The organism is Micrococcus sp. HG099 (assembly GCF_024723355.1).
In the GTDB taxonomy this organism is placed as follows: domain Bacteria; phylum Actinomycetota; class Actinomycetes; order Actinomycetales; family Micrococcaceae; genus Micrococcus; species Micrococcus endophyticus.
In genome coordinates, this window is sequence record NZ_JANQCJ010000016.1 from 1 (window position 1) to 17708 (window position 17708).

The following is a 17708-nucleotide window of genomic DNA, read 5'->3' on the forward strand; positions in this document are numbered from 1 at the left end:
GTGTGGCAGCGGACCACGGTGCCGGGGCCGAGGCGGGCGGCGCGGCCCGCACGCTGGCCGGCGGCCGCACGCGAGGCCTGGACGGTGACGAGCCCGGCCATGCCCCTCCCCCGGTCCCGGCGCGGCTCGCGGGCCAGACCCGAGTCGATGACGAGGCGCACCCCCGGCACGGTCAGCGAGGACTCGGCGACCGCCGTCGCGACGACGACGCGCGGCACGGCGGGGTCGGCGCGGCCGGCGAGCGCGGCGTCCTGGTCGGTGGATTCCTGGCGGCCGTGCAGGACGCGGACCTCGGTGTCCGGGGCGAGCGCGGCGAGACGACCCGCGACCGCCTCGACCTCGGCCACACCGGGCAGGAAGGCGAGGGCGTCCACGGTCGGGTCGGCCTCGAGCGCCTCGGCGTGGGCGCGCGCGGCCGTGGCCGCGACGTGGTCGAGGAAGACCCGGTCCACGCGGCCCTCGGCGGTGAGGCGGTGGCCGCGGAAGGGGACGTGCTCCTCGCGCAGCGGGTGCAGCACGGCCGGGGTGGAGACCACGGGCAGGGGCGCCTCCTCCCCCATGCCGCGGGCCCAGCGGGCGGCCAGGGCCGCCGCGTCCACGGTGGCGGACATGGCCACGAGCGCGAGTTCGGGACGCAGCTGGCGCAGATCGGCGAGGAGTGCGAAGAGCACGTCCGTGTCCAGGTCCCGCTCGTGGACCTCGTCCAGGACCACCGCACCCACGCCGTCGAGCCCGGGGTCGGCCAGGAGGCGGCGCAGCAGCAGGCCCGGGGTCACGAACTCGACGGCCGAGGCCCCGCCGCCCGCCGCGTCGCCGCGCACGGCGTACCCGACGGCGGCGTCCGCGAGGGCGTCCGGTGCGGAGGTCCGGTCCGCGGCGTCCAGGACGGCTAAGCGCAGCCGCCGCCACGCCGCGCGCACCGCAACCCGGCGCGGCTGCGTGACCAGGACCCGCCCACCGCCGTGGTCCGCGAGCCGGACCGCGAGCGCGGGCGGGACCACGGTGGTCTTGCCCGTGCCCGGGGGCGCCTCGACGACGGCCACCCCGCGCGCGTCCAGCGCCGCCTCGAAGTCGGGCAGGGCGGCGGTGAACGTCAGCCCGGCACCGAGGCGGTCGAGGGCGGCGGCGAGGGCGGTGGGGACGGTGACGGGGTCGACGGGGGTGGGCATCGGGTCCATTGTGCCCGCGCTTAGACTGCAGAAATGGCCCAGAGCATCTCTTTCACCGAGTTCGATCTTTCCCAGGCCGGTCACGTCAGCTGCACGGTGACGCGAGACGGAGTGGAGGACAAGTTGTGGTTCGACCTGCCATTCGCCGGCACGGTCGCACCTGATCTCCTCGCGGCCGGGCTGGCCACGCTCTGCGGGACGGTTTTCGACCGGGTCGAGATGGACCTGCCGCTGGGCCCCGACGCCGCAGACTTGATCCGTGTTGCCACACGCTCCGACTTCGTGCACAGGCCTGGTAGAGACATCGTTCGTCGAAAAGGCCGGCAACATGCCCTGAACTTTTCAGGCGGATTCGACTCTTTAGCGGCGCGGGCCGTATTGCCGGAGTGTGAACTTATCTCATTGGATTTTGGAGGTCGATTCGCTCGCGAGAGGCCGCTTTTCGAGCGGTTCAGCCCCCATATCGTCAAGACGAATCTAGTTGATCTTGAACTAAACAGGAACGGCTGGTCCTTCATGGGCATAGGCAGCATTCTGCTACGCGACGAATTGGACCTGGGAGTGGTGTCCTTCGGCTCCATTCAGGCCGGATCGCTGCCTCGACTTTTCACAGGGCCCTCGACACCATCCACCCAGGCCATACCGTCCGCCCCATTCCTCCAAATCGTTAACCCTGTAAGCGGGGTGTCAGAGGTAGGGGCGATGATGATAACGGCGCGCGCTCACCCCGACGCTTTAGATGACATCCTCGCTTCCGTGGCTCATCCCGGGGAAATGAAGCATTATCGCAAGAGATTGATGCTCGAAGCCGTAAGCTCTCGCTTGGGATTGACTCCGAACCTTTCGACTGAGCGACTGCCCACCTCCCGCCCCACATGGGGATCTCAGTTCGCAGATGACCTGTCGGCGCTGTATGTGATGAAAGTGCTCGGTGGTGCCCGCGTGGTGGATGCATACGGCGGAGGCGTTCCCGACGCCGTCTTGGACATGATCGAGAAGACTGAGCTGACGTTCTTCGAGCGGTTCAACCCCCACGCTTTCACGGGTCTGCACCTGGAACAGAACGCCATGCTGAGCTCCCGTCTCATTCAACTTGGAATTCTCCCTTATGGGCGGGTTGATTGGCATACTGCCAGCCTTGCAATGAAGGCAATCCGCGGTCAACTTTGATCTAATTGACCTGAGATGGGCAGATTTATTTAGGGACATGGAGTCATCATGCCTAGGGCAATCGCATTCACGGCCGTGGACGTCTCGGACGAGGGTGTCATCACCTGCGCCGTCCATCGGCACGGGGAGGCTCAGGAGCTCTGGTTCCGTCTGCCCTACGCCTTTACCCCGGCCCCGGATCTCATCGCCGCGGTGTACGCCGGTCTGTGCGGCGAGGTGTTCGACGAGGTCCAGATCGACCTGCCGATCGGTCCGCGGTTGAGCGCCGCCATGGAGAAGATGACCGGCGCCCGCGTGGAGCACGCTCCGAGCACGGACCTCAGCCGCGAGCCTGGCACGGCGCAGGCGTTGAACTTCTCCGGCGGTTTCGACTCGCTAGCGGCCCGGCTCATCATGCCGGAGGCCCATCTCGTCTCCCTGGACTTCGGCGGACGGTTCGCCCGGGAGCGCCCCGTGTACTCACGGTTCCCCACGCACATCGTGGAGACCAACCTGGTGGATCTCGGCCTGAACCTGCACGGCACCGAGGCGTTCATGTCCTCGGCCGGCATCCTGCTGCGGGACGAACTGGACTTGGCCGTGCTGGGCTCGGGCGACATTCAGGCCTCGTCCCTGCCCGCGGCGTTCACAGGGCCGGTCCCGCAGCGGACGACCCCGGTGGCCGAGGCCCTTGGGGTCGGGCCGGCCTCCCCCGTGGCCGGCGTCTCGGAGGCGGGCACGATGCTCGTGTGCGCGCAGCGCCGCCCGGAACTGCTATTGGACGTGCTGGCCTCCGTGGCCCACCGCGGAGAAGTGAAATACCACCGCAAGCGGCTGCTCCTCGAGGCAGTCGCGCGGCGCGCAGGGCTCGATCTCGTCCTGCCGGACCTACCCGTGCTGGGGCAGCCGCGAAGGTGGGGTGCCGTGTTCGCCGACGACCTCGCGGCCCTGTATGTGCTGCGCGTCCTCGGGCCGGAGGCCGCATCCCTCCTCTACAACGAGGAAGGCATCCCCGGTCCCGTGCTGGAGCGCATCCCGGCCACGTCTCTGGCCTTCATGGAGCGGTTCAATCCACAGGCCTACGCGGGACTGCCCCCGGAGCTGCTCGGCGAGTGGTATGCGCGGCTGCTCCGCCTCGGTGTGCCGCCCTACGAGCGCCAGGACTGGTTCGACGCGGCCACGGCCATGAAGGCCGTGCGCAACCAGCTCTAAGGCCGCCGTCACCGCCTCCGCCACGCTGTCCCGGGACTGTCCCACTGACTAGGCTGTGACCCATGACCACACCCGTCCAGGAGCACCTCGATCGCCTCACGTCGGCCCACACGGGCGAGGGGGATGTCCCGGACGGGCTGGGCGTCGCGATGCTCATGGTGGACGGGCACCGCTACGTCTCCGGATCCATGACGTCCGTGCCTCTGGCCACGCTCGCCTCTCCCCTGTTCCATGCGCAGGCCCTCGAGGACCTCGGCGCGGTGCGGGTGGGCGAGCGCGTGGGAGCCGCCCCCGTGCGCGACCTGGACCACCGGGTCGAGGTGGACGCCGTCACGGGCCTGCCGCACAACCCGCTGCAGAACGCGGGCGCGGTGGCCACGGCCTCCCTGGTGAAGGGGCGGGGTGGCCGCGACCGTACCGCACGCATGATGCAGCTGCTCTCCGCACTGTTCGACCGCGAGGTCACCGTCACGGAGTCGGCCGCGCGTGCGGAGAACCGCGCCCAGCACCACACCCGGTCGGCTGCGTGGCTGATGAAGTCCCTCGACACGCTGGACGCCGACCCCGAGACGCTGCTCGAGGACATCGCCACGGTGCGTGCCGCCGCCGTGACCGTGGAGGACCTCGCCCTGCTCGCCGGCACCCTCGCGCACGGCGGTGTCCACCCCGTCACCGGGGACCGTGTGCTGAGCGAGGAGACGGTCCGCGGTGTGCTCTCCGTGATGGACTCCTGCGGCATGGACACCCGGGACTCCCGGTGGGCGTACGACGTCGGCCAGCCCGGGTGGGCGTCCACGCGCGGCGGCACCGTGCTCGTGGTGGTGCCGGGCCATCTCGGTCTGGCGCTGCAGTCGGACACGACGGACGAGAACGGGCTCGGCGCCGCGGCGATGGCCGCCCTGCGCACGATCGTCGAGGACTTCGAGCTGCATCCGTCGGTGGTCACCGGCTCCCCGCGCGCGGCCCTGCGCACCCACTACCGGATCGATCAGGCGCCCTCGGGCACAATGCGCAGCGCCGTCGTCTTGGAGGCGCTCGGGCGATTCGCGGACACCGTGCACGTGTTGGAGCTGGGCGGTCACCTCGGCTTCAGCCAGGTGGACGCGATCGCACGCGTCAGCCGCGGTCTGCCGGAGGCCCTCGAGACGCTCGTGGTGGACATGCGCTCGGTCAGCTCCATCTCCCGTCCGGCCCGGCTGCTGGTGGCCCAGTGGTTCGCCCGCGCGCTGGGCAACGGGCTCGACGTCGTCGTCGTGGACCGGGACGCCGCGGAGATCAGGGAGCTGATGGCGGCCGTCGAGGAGTCCGTGGAGGTGGACCTGCCCGAGCCGCTGCAGGATGAGGCCGAGGGGGTGGACCCCGCCGCCGAGGGCGCACAGTTCGTGTTCTTCGACTCCCGCTCGCGTGCCGCCCAGTGGGCCGAGCAGCGACTGCTCTCCCAGCACGCCCCCCACCTGCTGCCGCGGGACGCCCAGGAGGCGGCCGTGGCACCTCTGCTCCAGCACCTCTCCGCGGACGACGCGCGCCTGCTCGAGTCCATGATGGACGAGCGGGTCTACTCGGACGGTCAGATCATCCGTCGTGCCGGCCAGCCGTTCGGCGGCATCTACGTGATCGTCTCCGGCACCGTGGAGCTCTCCGGCCAGGGCACGGGCAGCCGTCGCGTGCGCCGCACCCTGCTCACCCCGGGGATGACGTTCGGCGAGATGGCCCTCGGCCAGCCCGGCCGCCAGCCCTCCACCGTCCGCGCGCGGGGGCCGGTCACGGCGCGCGTCCTCACCGCCCAGGTGATGGTCGCGCTCCAGGAGGGCTTCCCGCAGCTGGCCCTGGCCCTCTGGGAGGCGCTGGCCCGCGACGCGTTCACCGCGCTGAGCCAGCTCATCCGGGAAACCGGCGCACTGCAGGATTGACAGGGCCGGGGCGTCCCGCTGCCCGGCCGAGGACCTCGGACGTGGGATACTGTCTCGGCTACGGCGTGCCCCGCCGGCAGGCCGCGCGACCTCCGCCCCCGATCCCTGGCGTCCCCGACGCCCGTGAGGAGAACCCCGTGACGCACCTGCTCTACCGCGCCGCCATCCCGGTGACAGCCGTCCTCGGCATCGCGGCGGCCGTGGCCGGCGGGCTCGGGGCGTTCCGCTGGTCCGCGGTCTGCGCCGGTCTCGCGCTCGCCGCGCTCGCCGCGCTGACCCACCTGCAGTCCCGCCGCCTCGTCGCGGCCACGCGGACGATGGGCAACCGCCTGGCCCGTGGGGGCGCCTCGACCGCGTCCCCCCGGACGGCGAGGCAGCTGCGGGAGGTCGCCGACCGGCTGGATCGCGCCGCCCAGCGGATGGAGACCGCCGTCGCGTCCGCGGAGCACACCGCCCTGGACGAGATCTCGGCCACCGCCATGGAGTTCCGGCGGGAGATGCGCATGGCACGGCTTCTGCTGGAGGAGGACCGCCGAGCGGACGGCGCCGTCCCGCCCGCGCCCGGGACCCGTCGATGACGGCTGCGGGTGCGCTGCTCGACCAGGCCCGGCGCCTGGGCCTGACCCCCGACCCCGGCCGCGACCTCGAGACCGGCCCCGCGCAGGCCCGGGCGGCCCGAGAGGCGGCCGCGGTCTGGCGTGCGGCGTCGGCCGAAGGCCGGAACGACCTCGCCGAGCAGGCGCTCGACGCCTTGCGAGGGATGCTGGCCGACCCCGCCGTCGACCGCACGGAGCTCAGCGACCACGTCCTGCTCGTCCCGGGCGCCGACAAGCTCCCCTGGGACCGGGTGATACCGCCGGCACGCGGGCTCGCCCTGCTCTACAACTTCTCCCCGTTCCAGGACACCGGCTCCACCGTCGCCTCCAAGCGGCTGCGGCAGTTCGGCGACTCCGTGGACGTGATCGCCTGCTCGTTCCTCCATCACAAGAAGATGGATCCCACCATCGAGCGCATCTCCGCGCCCTACGTCCGTTCCAAGCACTTCCTGCCGTTCTCCCCCGCCTGGGCCACCTGGGGGCCGCACGCGGCGTTCGCCCTGCGCGCCGCCGCACTCGCCGAGCGGTACATGGCAGACCGGGCCGAGCCCTACGAGTTCCTGTACACGCGCGCCATGTGGTCGCCCTCCCTCCTGGCCGGCGCCCTCGTGAAGCTGCGGCATCCGGGCGTGCGCTGGGTCGCGGAGTTCTCCGATCCCCTCTCCCAGGACGTCGAGGGCCGCCACCGCGGGGGGCCGATCGCGGACGACGAGTGCTCACGGACGCTCACGGAGGCGTTCGAGGCACGGTACGGACCCCTGGACGACCGCGAGCGCACGGTGTTCGCCCTGCCGGAGAGCCTGGTCTTCGCCTTCGCGGACGAGATCATCTTCACGAACGCCCTGCAGCGGGAGACGATGCTCGCCGCGATCGGGCGCGAGGACCTCCGCTCCCGGGTCATGGCGGTCTCGACGGTGAGCCACCACCCGGTGCTGCCCCGTCCGTTCTACCGGATGTGCGAGGCCTCGCCCCAGGTGGGACCGGAGCACCTGAACGTCGCCTACTTCGGCGAGTTCTACTCCTCGCGGGGCCTGCTCGAGGTGACCTCGGCGCTGCGCACGCTGCCCGAGCGGATCCGCGAACGGGTCCGCCTCCACGTGCACACGAACTACGTGGCCGCCGACCACGGCGGCCGACGGCTGAGCAGCTTCTCCGCCGCCTCCTACGCCAACCTGGTCGAGCGCGCGCTCCGCGGGGTAGGCGCCGAAGGGGTCGAGCACCTGGTCCGCTTCCATCCGTCCCTGCCGTTCCTCGAATTCCTCGCCGCCACGGACGCCTTCGACCTCCTGGTCGTCCGGGACGCCGCCTCGGGGGCCCACCACGCGGTGAACCCCTATCTGCCGTCGAAGTGGAGCGACTACTCGGGCTCCACGGCGGCCACGTGGGCCATCGTCGAGGAGGGGAGCACCATGTCAGGCCTCTCGCCCCGGCACCGCTCCGCCGTGCACGATGTGGCCGGCGCCCGCGAGGTCCTGTGGCGCGCCGTGGAGGAGAAGTTCGGCGACGCCGTCGCCAGCGATCCGGAGGAAGGTCCCCGATGAGCCCGCAGCCGGTCCAGCCCCCCTCCCACCTCGACACCGTCCTCACCGCCCTGGGGCGGGCCTCCACCCCGGCCGTGCCCGAGAACCCGCACGGCCTGACCCGGGCGGCCCTGCTGGGACTGCCGGAGTCGCAGGCCGCCGCCCGGGCCGTCGTCGTCGGCTCCCCCGCCCTCCTGGGCGACGTCGCGCAGGCCGCCCCCGCGGTGGCTGGGATCCCGGGCGCCCTGGTCGACCAGGTCGAGCTCCCCCTCGTCCGAGCCCTCGTCCTGGACTGGGACGCCTTCGCCGCCGGCCCCTGGCTCGGCGCCGACACGCATGCCGCGCCCGCGCTCCTCCAGGAGCTGGTGGACGCCGCCGACGCCGTCCGACGCCGAGGCGGCAGCGTCTTCGGCCTCCCCCGGCGCCCCCTGCACGGCAGCGGGGACGCCCTGCTGCTGGCGGCCTGCACGGTGGACATGACGAACGTGCCCGCCGTGGACATGGAGGAGCGCGCCGTCCAGACCCCGCTCTGGACCGCGCTCGCGGCCGAAGCCGCCGGTCGACCCGGCCCCACCACCCAGGAAGGTCTCTGAGATGGCTGCGGTCCTCTTCGCCCCCACCCTGTCCACCGAGGGCTCCTCCGCCGCCCGGCTCTGGGTGGCGGCCGTCTGCCGCGCCCTCCGTGACATTGGGCATGCCGTCACGCTCCTGCCCTCGGCCCCGCCCTCGGCCGCCGTCGAGGAGACGCTGGGGGAGCTCGGGGTGAGCCTCCTGCCTCCAGCGGTGCAGCAGCAGGGCCCCGACGCCGTCCGCCTCGCGCCCCGCCTGCATGCCCGGCGGATCGTCACGCATGCCCGGGACACCGCGGCGGACTGGACGCTGGTGCAGGGCGCCGAGCTCGTGGACGCCGTCGCCCGTGGGGGTGCGCTGGCCCGCACGCTCTGGGCCGTCCCCCTGGACGCCCCCTATCGCACCGAGCTGCTCGACGAGCGGCTCCTGGACCGCCTGGAGGGCATCGGTGCGGGCGTCCACCGCCTGCTGGTGGTCTCCGAGGGGCAGCGCGCCGTGTTCGAGGCCCTGCACGCCGGGCTCGCCTCCCGCGTGGGCCTCCTCCCCACCCTCTCCCCCGGCGCGCCCGCTGCCGCCTTCGCTCCGGGCGCCGACCTGGAGATCGACCTCGACTTCTTCACGGCCGCCTCGCTGCCGTCCCTGTCGGCCTACCAGGAGCGCACCCGGGCCCTGCGACACGTGCCGCGCGTCCTCCTCACCGGCGAGCCGGAGGCCCCGACGGCCGAGGACCCCCGGTGGATCCGTCTCGCGGGCAGGCAGCTCGGCGCGGTCCCGGGCGGGGCGCCGGCTGCCTACGGGCTCGTGCCCACCACGGCGGACCCGGCAGGCAGGGCGACGGCCATCGAGCACTACCTGCACCGCGGAATCCGGCCCGTGGCGCTCAGGGAGCCGGACGAGGCCCGCCCGGAGCACGACCACCCGGGACTGACCGTCCTCTCCTCCTCCGCGGACCTGGTGGTCCCCGCCGAGGAGCGCGAGGCGGCCGGGCGACCCGACCCCTCCCCGCTCTCCGACGCCCCCTCACCCCGCCTGCCCGCGTGGTTCCCCCACCCGCGGGCCCACGCGCCCCTGAGCCCCGCACCGGGTCGCCCGCTGCGCGTGGTGCTCGCAGGCTCCGACTTCAAGTTCGCCGGGGATCTCATCCGCGGCCTGGCCGCACACCCGGACGTCGACCTCCGCATCGACGTGTTCAAGCACCACAACCACCCCCAGCCCGAGATCAGCCGGCCCTACCTGGAGTGGGCCGACGTCGTGATCGCCGAGTTCGCGGTGCGCAATGCGATCTGGTACTCCCAGCACCTTCGTCCGGACCAGAAGCTGATCGTCCGCCTCCACGGCTTCGAACTGCTGTCCACGTTCATCGACGACCTCCGCGTGGACCGCTGCTCCGCGATCCTGGTCCCGTCCGAGGCCTACCGGGAACAGGCCCTCGCCATGAAAGGCTGGCCGGCCGCCGTGGTCCGGGCGATGCCGAACTCGGTGGACCGCGACGACCTGTACCGGGAGAAGCTGCCCGACGCCCGGTTCCACCTGGGGCTGGCCGGCTACGTGCCCATCCTCAAGCGCCCGGAGCGCGCGCTCGACCTGCTCCGGCTGCTGCGCGAGCAGGACCCCCGCTACGTCCTCCACCTGCGGGGGAACAATCCCTTCGACTACTCCTACGAGTGGGCCAAGGCGGGCCACCAGGACGCCTACCGGCTCTTCTACGAGCGCATCGGCGCAGACCCGCTGCTGCGCGACGGCGTCTCCTTCGAGCCGTTCGCGCCGGACATGGGCAACTGGCTGCGCCGGATCGGCTGGATGCTCTCGCCGAGCGTCCGGGAGACCTTCCACATGGCCGGCGTCGAGGGGGCGGCCTCGGGGGCCGTGCCCCTCGTGTGGGATCGAGCCGGTGCGCGCGAGATCTTCGGCGACGAGTGGACCTTCGAGGACACCGAGTCCATCGCATCCTTCGTGCTGGAGGCCAACCGCTCCGAGGCGGGCTACGCCGCCGTCGCCGCGCGCGCCGCCACCGTGGCGGACCCCTATGAGACCCACGTGGTCCTCGACCGCTGGGTGGAGCTGCTGCGCGAGCTCACGGCCGGGGCCGACGCCGTACCCGCCGTGGAGGACGAGTTCCTCGCCGATGTCCAGGACGCCCTCCGGGACGGCTCCTACATCCGTGCCCTCGAGGCGCTGGACGCCCACCCGAGCCTGGCCGCCGCGTCGGCGGGCCCGTTGAAGGACGCGGAGATGTGGGTGCGCGGCGTCGCCGCCCTGGACTCCCGGCGCTTCGGCCTGCTGCTCCCGGGGCCCCGCGCCCGGCACGCCGCAGAGGGGGCCCCGCTCACGGTGCGCAGCGTCGGACAGAGCTCGACGCGTCTGGCCCTCGACGGGCTCGAACGGTGGACGATCGACCTCGCCCCCCACGCCTTCACCGACCCCCGCGACGCGCCGCTGGATCCCGTCGCGGACGACATCCAGCCCGACCGCGGCATGGCGGTCTCGGACCTCGGCGGTCCCGCCCGCGCGGACCGCTGGGTGGAGGCCCATGCCGGCCGCATCGCCGCCGAGGCGCGCCGCACCGGTCGCACCCGCCTGCTCGCCTGCGGCCCCTGGTGGGTGGCCCTCCCCGCCGCGCTGGCCGCCGACCGGCTGGGCCTGACCGCGACCTGGATCGTCACGGACCCGGCCGACGTGGCCCGCGCGGAGCGCGCCCTGGCCGCGCCTGACTCCGACGAGCCCCTCGACCACGTGGTGCTGCGCGCCTTCGCGGGGATGGACGGCGTCGTGGACGAGACCGGCCTGCTCTCCGGCTCGCCGCTGGCGGCCGAGCTGTCCCTCGCCGCCACGCCGACCGCCGCGCCTGCGGCCGGCGCCCCCGTGTCCCGGCCGTGGGCGCGCCTGGACTATCCGGGCCGCCCCGCGGCCGTCCAGCGCGATCCCGCTGACCTCCACGTGCTGCTGGCGGGCGGCCAGGACCTCGCCGACGCATGGGCCGCCGCCGGCGCCCGGGTGACGCGGCTCTCCCCGGCCGACCTCACCGCGCCCGTGGCCCCCTCCACCGATCTGGTGGTCCTGGACCTCGCCCTCCTCGAGGACCCCGCGTGGGAACCGGGGCTCACAGGCGCGGACGCGACCGCCCACGCCGCCCTGGGGCGCGTGGTGGCCGGCGCGCGATCCCTGGGCGCCCGCTCCGTGGCCCTGGGGCACCGGGCCGGGGAGCGCTTCGACGAGGTCCTCCCCCTCCTGCGGCGCCACGACGTGGTCACGACGCCGACTCCCGCCCTCGCGGCGCCCCTGCTCACGGGCGCGCCCACGGTGGTGGAGCGCGTGCTGCCCGTCGCTGCGGTCGAGGTGCGGCCCGCCGACCTGCTGCGCTGGGCGGGCCTGTCCGTGCCGTTGGAGGCCCCCGCTGCGTCGGCGCCGGCGACGGCCCGGGCGGCCGCCCTCGATGCCCCCGAGGAGCCCGCAGCGCAGGCCGGGCCGCGCGACGGGGACAACGTCCCCGTCCCGGTCGAAGGCGTCTCCGTGGTGCTCGCCACCCATCGCGGCGCCGACCGCATCCAGGGCATGCTCGACTCGCTCGCCGGGCAGAGCCTGCCGTCCCATCTCCTGGAGCTGGTGGTGGTGGAGAACGGCGGGTCCCCGGACTCCGAGGCGGCCGTGAGCCGGTTCGCGGCGCAGACCGGCATCCCCACGATCTACCGCTTCCTCGCCGAGCCCGGAGTGGGCGGCGCCCGCAACGTCGGCATCGCCGCCGCGTCGCGAGAGTACGTCACCTTCGTGGACGACGACGACCTGCTCGACCCCGACTACCTCCTGAGCATGTGGCTGAGCGCGTCTCCGACCGACGTCGCCTTCGGGACCATGCACGACCTGGGGCCGGACGGGACGCGAGACGAGCAGACCCACACCGCCCGTCGACTCGCCGCGCTGCGGGGCGGCCGCCGCCTGCTGGGCCGCCACGGCGGGGCACTGAGCATGAACGCCTGCAAGCTCATCCCCCGCGACGTGGCCGTGGACTGCCGGTACCCGGAGGACCTCTCCTCCGGGGAGGACGTCGTGTTCATGGCCCAGCTGCTGGGCCGCGGCCTGCACCTCTCCCCCGCGGCCCCGATGCCGAAGGCCGCCTACCTGCGCGTCCTGCGTCCGGCCTCCGTCTCCCGCCGCGACCTCACCTTCGACTTCGCGGTGCGGGAGCGCCTGGCCGTCCTGCGCCACCTGCGGACGGTCTCGGCCACGCTGACCGACCCGCACGATCTCGGCTCGATCCGCCTCCTCATGCGCGGCCAGGCCGGATTCGTCTCCCGCTACCGAGCGGCGCACCCGGACGAGCACGACCGGGTGGACAGCGCGATCATCGAGGCGGGACTCGAGGACGTGGCCGAACTGCGCTGACCGGGGTCCGGGCGCCGGGGTCAGGGCGCCGGCGGCGGCCCGTCCCTCACGGCGAGGCCGGGCCCCGCGGGCGGCTCACCGCCCTAGCACGTGCCGCAGCGCGCCCTCCAGCTCGGGGTCGCGCATGGCGTAGCCGGAGGCGAGCAGCCGGTCGGCTACGGCCTTCTGGTCCGCCCGGACGGTCTCCTCGGCGCCCTCGGCCCCGAGCAGCAGGCGCGGGCCGAAGCCCGGCGTCGGCACCGCGGCGGGACGGCGCAGCACGCGGCCCAGGATCGCAGCGAACTCCTTCGCGGTGACGGGCTCGGGCGCCACGGCGTTCAGCGGGCCGGTGACGCCGTCGTCGAGCACCGCGTGGGCGAAGGCCCCCGCGATGTCGTCCGCGCCGATCCAGCTCAGCCACGGGCTGCCGTCGTGGCTCTCGCCGCCGGAGGACGCGATCGGCCCGCCCACGCCCGCCAGGAACAGCGGCAGCACCTGCTGCAGCATGCCCCCGGCTGGGCTCAGGACCACGCCGGTCCGCAGCATCGCGACCCGGATCCCGGCCGCCTCGGCGCGCCGGGCCTCGGCCTCCCAGTCCGCCACGACCTCGGCGAGGAAGTCGTCCCCGGGCTCCAGATCCTCCACGAGGCCGCTACCGAATGGGCCCGTGCCCGCATCCGCCCCGTAGTATCCGATCGCCGAGCCGTTCACGAGCGCCCGCGCCCGCGCGTCGTCCCCCTCCCGTGCGGTGATCCGGGCGAGCGCGTCCACAAGGGTGCGCGTTCCGCGCACGCGCGAGTCGTGCACGGCCTCCTTGTGCTCGTCCGTGAAGCGGCCGGCGATGGGCTCGCCCGCCAGGTTCACGACGACGTCGGCCCCGGCCAGGGCGTCCTCGTCCACGGTCTCCCGGCCGGGGTCCCACAGCGCCGCATCCAGCGCACCGGCCTTCTTCGGGCTCCGTACGAGCCGGACGACCCGGTGGCCGCCGGTGGTGAGCAGGGCACAGAGCTGCCGGCCGATCAGTCCGCCGGACCCCGTCACCGCGACCGTGCGGGCCGGTCCGCCGACGAGGGGGCCGGGGTGGGCGGCATGGAAGTCCAGGTCATCGGCCATCACGCGGGCGCGGTAGGCGAACTGGCGGCTGAGCTCCGCCTCGAACGCCTCGTGGGCGCGTCGGGACGCCGCGGCGCCCACGCCGGGCACCCGGCCCAGCAGGTCCTCGCCGGGCAGGGCGTACTCGATGTGGTCCGTCACCACCGTGCCGCGCCGCCCGTCCGCCGTGTCCGCCTCACCGGGCGCGGCGTCGTCGAGCAGGTGGGTATGCCGCCAGGAGGCGAGGGGGCCGGAGACCATCTCGTCCCGGAACATGCGGCCCTCCTCGTAGGCCGTGTGGCGGGCCCTCCACGGCACCGCAGGCGCGGCACCGCCGGGGAGGCGAGAGGCGACGGCGTCCGGCAGCAGGCCGGTGAGCATCCCGTGGGCGGCACCGGCGAACAGGCCGGCCGCCCCGGGGGCCTGGATGCGCAGCCGCGACTCGGAGCCCACACGGAGGCCGTCAGAGGGCCCCTGGACCACCTCGCCGGCGAAGGGCGGGGTGAGCCGCTCCAGCGCGCCGGGGTTCTCCAGCCAGCGGAAGACGACGTCACGCGGGTGGCGCAGGAGGGTGCGGTGCTCGAAGACGCGGATCTCGGTCATGCAGGCCAGCGTGGCACAGATGGTGGAGGCGCGAACACCTGTCCGGGCCGGTGCCGTGGAGGACAATGACGGGATGGACCTGCTTCCCGAGCTGCGCTGGACCGCCGCCGCCCTGCCCGCCACCGAGCTGACCCTCGTGGCCGTCTTCTCCCCCGAGGACCAGACGGTGCGCGCCTCCGGCGTGGCCGTGCCGGAGGACCCGGAGCCCCCCGCCGCCGCGATCGGGCGCCTCCTCGAGACGCTCATGGACCGGCTCGAGGCCCTGGACCCGGCGACCGCCGACCGCGAGATGAACCCGCGCCCGGTGGAGCCCCACCCGGGTGTGTCCCAGCCCGTCGCCGACGCCCTGGCGGCCTACGCGGCGGGGAGCGTGGCCGCGCTCGACGCCCTGGAGGTCGCCCAGCCGGGCACCGCGTTCCGGCAGCGGGCTTGGCGGGAGCTGCGCGGCATCGCCCCCGGCTCCCCCGTGACCTACGGCAGCCTGGCCGAACGGTGCGGGTCCCCGCGGGCCGTGCGCGCCGCCGGCGGGGCGTGCGCCGCCAACCTGGTGGCCGTCGTCGTGCCCTGCCACCGCGTGGTCCGCTCCGACGGCGGCCCCGGACAGTACCTCTACGGGACGGCCGCCAAGGGGGCGCTGCTGGCCCACGAGGCCGCGCACGCCGGCTGAGGCCCGCCCGCGCTCACGGTGCCGAAGCCTCCCGTTCCCCGCACGAAAGCGCCGGTTGGACGCCCGAGGGCCCCGCCCCGGAAGCGACGGATCGCTCCGGGACGGGGCCCTCGGTGGCTCGGCCGATCAGGCGGAGAGCTTGTCCAGGATCCCGTTGAGGGTCTTGGAGGGGCGCATCACGTCGGACACCTTGGCCATGTCCGGCGCGTAGTAGCCACCCAGGTCCACCGGGGAGCCCTGCACGCCGTTGAGCTCGGCCAAGATGGTCTCCTCCTGGGCCTCCAGCTCCTCGGCGACCGGCTTCGCCGCGGCCGCCAGCTCGGCGTCCGCGGTCTGCTTCGCCAGCTCCTGGGCCCAGTAGAGGGCCAGGTAGAAGTGGCTGCCGCGGTTGTCCAGCTCGCCCACCTTGCGCTCCGGGGACTTGCCCTCGGTGAGCAGGGTGCCGGTGGCGGCGTCCAGGGTGTCCGCGAGCACCTGCGCGCGGGCGTTGGAGTTCGCCTCGGCCTCGTGCTCGAAGGACACGGCCAGGGCGAGGAACTCGCCGAGGGAGTCCCAGCGCAGGTGGTTCTCCTCCACCAGCTGCTGCACGTGCTTCGGAGCGGAGCCGCCGGCGCCGGTCTCGAACAGGCCGCCGCCGTTGATGAGCGGGACGATCGAGAGCATCTTGGCGGAGGTGCCCAGCTCGAGGATCGGGAACAGGTCCGTGTTGTAGTCGCGCAGCACGTTGCCGGTCACCGAGATGGTGTCCTCGCCGCGGCGGATGCGCTCCACGGACAGGGTGGCGGCGTCCACCGGGGAGAGGATGCGGATGTCCAGGCCCTCGGTGTCGTGCTCCTTGAGGTACTCCTCCACCTTGGCGATGAGCTCGCGGTCGTGGGCGCGGGTCTCGTCCAGCCAGAACACGGCGGGGGTCTGGGAGGCGCGGGCGCGGGTCACGGCCAGCTTCACCCAGTCGCGCACCGGCACGTCCTTGGTCTGGCAGGCGCGCCAGATGTCGCCGGCCTCGACGTCGTGGGAGATCAGGGTCTCGCCGGCGGCGTTCTTCACGGCCACGGTGCCCGCGGACTCGAGGATGAACGTCTTGTCGTGCGAGCCGTACTCCTCGGCCTTCTGCGCCATGAGGCCCACGTTCGGGACGGTGCCCATGGTGGTGGGGTCGTAGGCGCCGTGCTTCTTGCAGTCCTCGATCACGGCCTGGTAGATGCCGGCGTAGGAGGAGTCCGGGATGACCGCCAGGGTGTCCTGGGTCTGGTCGTCCTTGTTCCACATGCGGCCGGAGGTGCGGATCATGGCCGGCATGGAGGCGTCCACGATCACGTCGGAGGGCACGTGGAGGTTGGTGATGCCCTTGGCGGAGTTCACCATGGCCACGTCCGGGCCGTCCTCGTAGGCGGCGGCGATGGCCTTCTTCACGCCCTCGGCGGTCTCGGCGTCGAGCTTGTCCAGGCCGCCCTCGATGGCGGCGAGGCCGTTGTTCGGGTTCAGGCCGGCGGCCTCGAGCTGCTCGCCGTACTGGGCGAACAGGTCGGCGAAGTAGGCCTTCACCACGTGGCCGAAGATCACCGGGTCGGAGACCTTCATCATGGTGGCCTTGAGGTGGGCGGAGAAGAGGATGCCCTCGTCCTTGGCGCGCTTGACCTGCTCGGCCAGGAACGCGTCCAGGGCCTTGGCGGACATGAAGGTGCCGTCCACGACCTCGCCGGCCAGGACCTTCAGGCCGTCCTTGAGGACGGTGGTCTCGCCGTCGGCGCCGGCGAACTCGATGGTCAGGGTGTCGTCCGCCGGCATGGTCACGGACTTCTCGTTGGAGCGGAAGTCGTCGGCGCCCATGGTGGCGACGGCGGTCTTGGAGTCCGGGGTCCACTCGCCCATCGAGTGGGGGAACTTCTTGGCGTAGTTCTTCACGGCCTTGGGGGCGCGGCGGTCCGAGTTGCCCTCGCGCAGCACCGGGTTCACGGCGGAGCCCTTGACGGAGTCGTAGCGCGCCTTGGCGTCCTTCTCCTCGTCGGTCTTCGGCTCGTCCGGGTACTCGGGCAGCGCGTAGCCGTCCTCCTGCAGCTCCTTGATGGCGGCGCGCAGCTGCGGCACGGAGGCGGAGATGTTCGGCAGCTTGATGACGTTGGCCTCGGGGGTCTTCACGAGCTCGCCGAGCTCGGCGAGGGCGTCGTCGGTGCGCTGGTCCTCGGGCAGGACGTCACGGAACGCGGCGAGGATGCGGCCGGCCAGGGAGATGTCACGCGTCTCCAGCTCCACGCCCGCGGTGCCCGCGTAGGCGCGCACGATGGGCAGCAGGGAGGCGGTGGCCAGCATGGGGGCCTCATCCGTCAGCGTGTAGATGATCTTCGACATGCGTGAACGTCACTCCTTCTGGCCGTGCTCGCGGCGCGGCCGTGATGGGCATGGGACTGGTGTCTCGTCGCCAATCTACCGTCCGTGCCGGACGCGTCACACCGTGTGGAGACCCGCGACGACGTCGGCCGCCCGCCTCAGCCGCGCCGCTCGTCCCCGTCCTCGCGCGGGTACCAGGCCGGCGACGGGTCGGCCGGGGGCGCTCCCTCGGGCCCGGGGCCCGAGCCGGCCGAATCCGAGCACGCCCTGCACCGCCCACGGGCGGCCCTCGGCCCGGCGCGTCCCGGCGGCCGCGAGCGGCAGCCGGGCGATCCCGCCCAGCACCATGCAGGCCAGCAGGCCGAGCCAGCCGGAGCCCACCATCAGGTCGCGCATCATGTCGCCGCCGAACATCATGGCCTCAGACTAGGCCGCAACCTGCACCCGATCCACGGCGACGACGGCGCCCGGGGCCGCGTCGGGACCGGGCAGGGCTGCGGAAGACCGAGAGCTGTCCTGCAGAACGCCGGTAT

12 protein-coding genes are annotated in these 17708 nt (G+C 73.3%); 8 read left to right on the forward strand and 4 right to left on the reverse strand.

Translation table 11 applies throughout. The features are described 5' to 3' along the window. The coding region (locus NWP10_RS02745) for a helicase-related protein (RefSeq protein ID WP_258299814.1) at window positions 1-1169 on the reverse strand (1169 nt) is incomplete at its 3' end. Window positions 1170-1202: 33 nt separating this feature from the next. On the opposite strand from NWP10_RS02745, the gene NWP10_RS02750 reads away from it, so the two are divergent. The 7 genes from NWP10_RS02750 (at window position 1203) to NWP10_RS02780 (ending at window position 12506) form a co-directional block, all read left to right on the forward strand. Next, the gene (locus NWP10_RS02750) at window positions 1203-2339 is read left to right on the forward strand and encodes a hypothetical protein (protein WP_258299815.1); all 1137 of its coding nucleotides are present in this window, start codon (window positions 1203-1205) and stop codon (window positions 2337-2339) included. A 48-nt stretch (window positions 2340-2387) separates the two neighbouring features. Continuing rightward, complete coding sequence (locus tag NWP10_RS02755; RefSeq protein ID WP_258299816.1) at window positions 2388-3530, forward strand: hypothetical protein; 1143 nt, start codon at window positions 2388-2390, stop codon at window positions 3528-3530. Window positions 3531-3592: 62 nt separating this feature from the next. Next, a complete protein-coding gene (locus tag NWP10_RS02760) occupies window positions 3593-5440 on the forward strand; it encodes a glutaminase (protein WP_258299817.1) in 1848 nt (615 codons plus the stop codon). Between the two features lie 137 nt (window positions 5441-5577). Continuing rightward, window positions 5578-6018: a hypothetical protein gene (locus tag NWP10_RS02765; protein WP_258299818.1), complete on the forward strand. Its 441-nt coding sequence runs from the start codon at window positions 5578-5580 to the stop codon at window positions 6016-6018. Further along, the gene (locus NWP10_RS02770; RefSeq protein ID WP_258299819.1) at window positions 6015-7577 is read left to right on the forward strand and encodes a hypothetical protein; all 1563 of its coding nucleotides are present in this window, start codon (window positions 6015-6017) and stop codon (window positions 7575-7577) included. The genes NWP10_RS02765 and NWP10_RS02770 overlap by 4 nt, the downstream gene beginning before the upstream one ends. After that, window positions 7574-8149 (forward strand): hypothetical protein, encoded by a 576-nt coding sequence (locus NWP10_RS02775; RefSeq protein WP_258299820.1) that lies wholly within the window; start codon window positions 7574-7576, stop codon window positions 8147-8149. The genes NWP10_RS02770 and NWP10_RS02775 overlap by 4 nt, the downstream gene beginning before the upstream one ends. Before the next feature lies 1 nt (window position 8150). After that, window positions 8151-12506: a glycosyltransferase gene (locus NWP10_RS02780; RefSeq protein WP_258299822.1), complete on the forward strand. Its 4356-nt coding sequence runs from the start codon at window positions 8151-8153 to the stop codon at window positions 12504-12506. Between the two features lie 75 nt (window positions 12507-12581). Here the strand turns inward: NWP10_RS02780 and NWP10_RS02785 are convergent, their stop codons facing one another. Then, window positions 12582-14180, reverse strand: coding sequence for a TIGR01777 family oxidoreductase (locus tag NWP10_RS02785; protein WP_258299823.1), 1599 nt, complete (start codon window positions 14178-14180; stop codon window positions 12582-12584). Between the two features lie 73 nt (window positions 14181-14253). Here NWP10_RS02785 and NWP10_RS02790 point away from each other — a divergent pair, with 73 nt between their 5' ends. Further along, window positions 14254-14847: a methylated-DNA--[protein]-cysteine S-methyltransferase gene (locus NWP10_RS02790; RefSeq protein ID WP_258299824.1), complete on the forward strand. Its 594-nt coding sequence runs from the start codon at window positions 14254-14256 to the stop codon at window positions 14845-14847. 126 nt (window positions 14848-14973) lie between these two features. Here the strand turns inward: NWP10_RS02790 and NWP10_RS02795 are convergent, their stop codons facing one another. Then, complete coding sequence (locus NWP10_RS02795; protein WP_258299825.1) at window positions 14974-17196, reverse strand: NADP-dependent isocitrate dehydrogenase; 2223 nt, start codon at window positions 17194-17196, stop codon at window positions 14974-14976. 96 nt (window positions 17197-17292) lie between these two features. Further along, complete coding sequence (locus NWP10_RS02800) at window positions 17293-17592, reverse strand: hypothetical protein (RefSeq protein ID WP_258299826.1); 300 nt, start codon at window positions 17590-17592, stop codon at window positions 17293-17295. Window positions 17593-17708 lie beyond the last annotated feature (116 nt).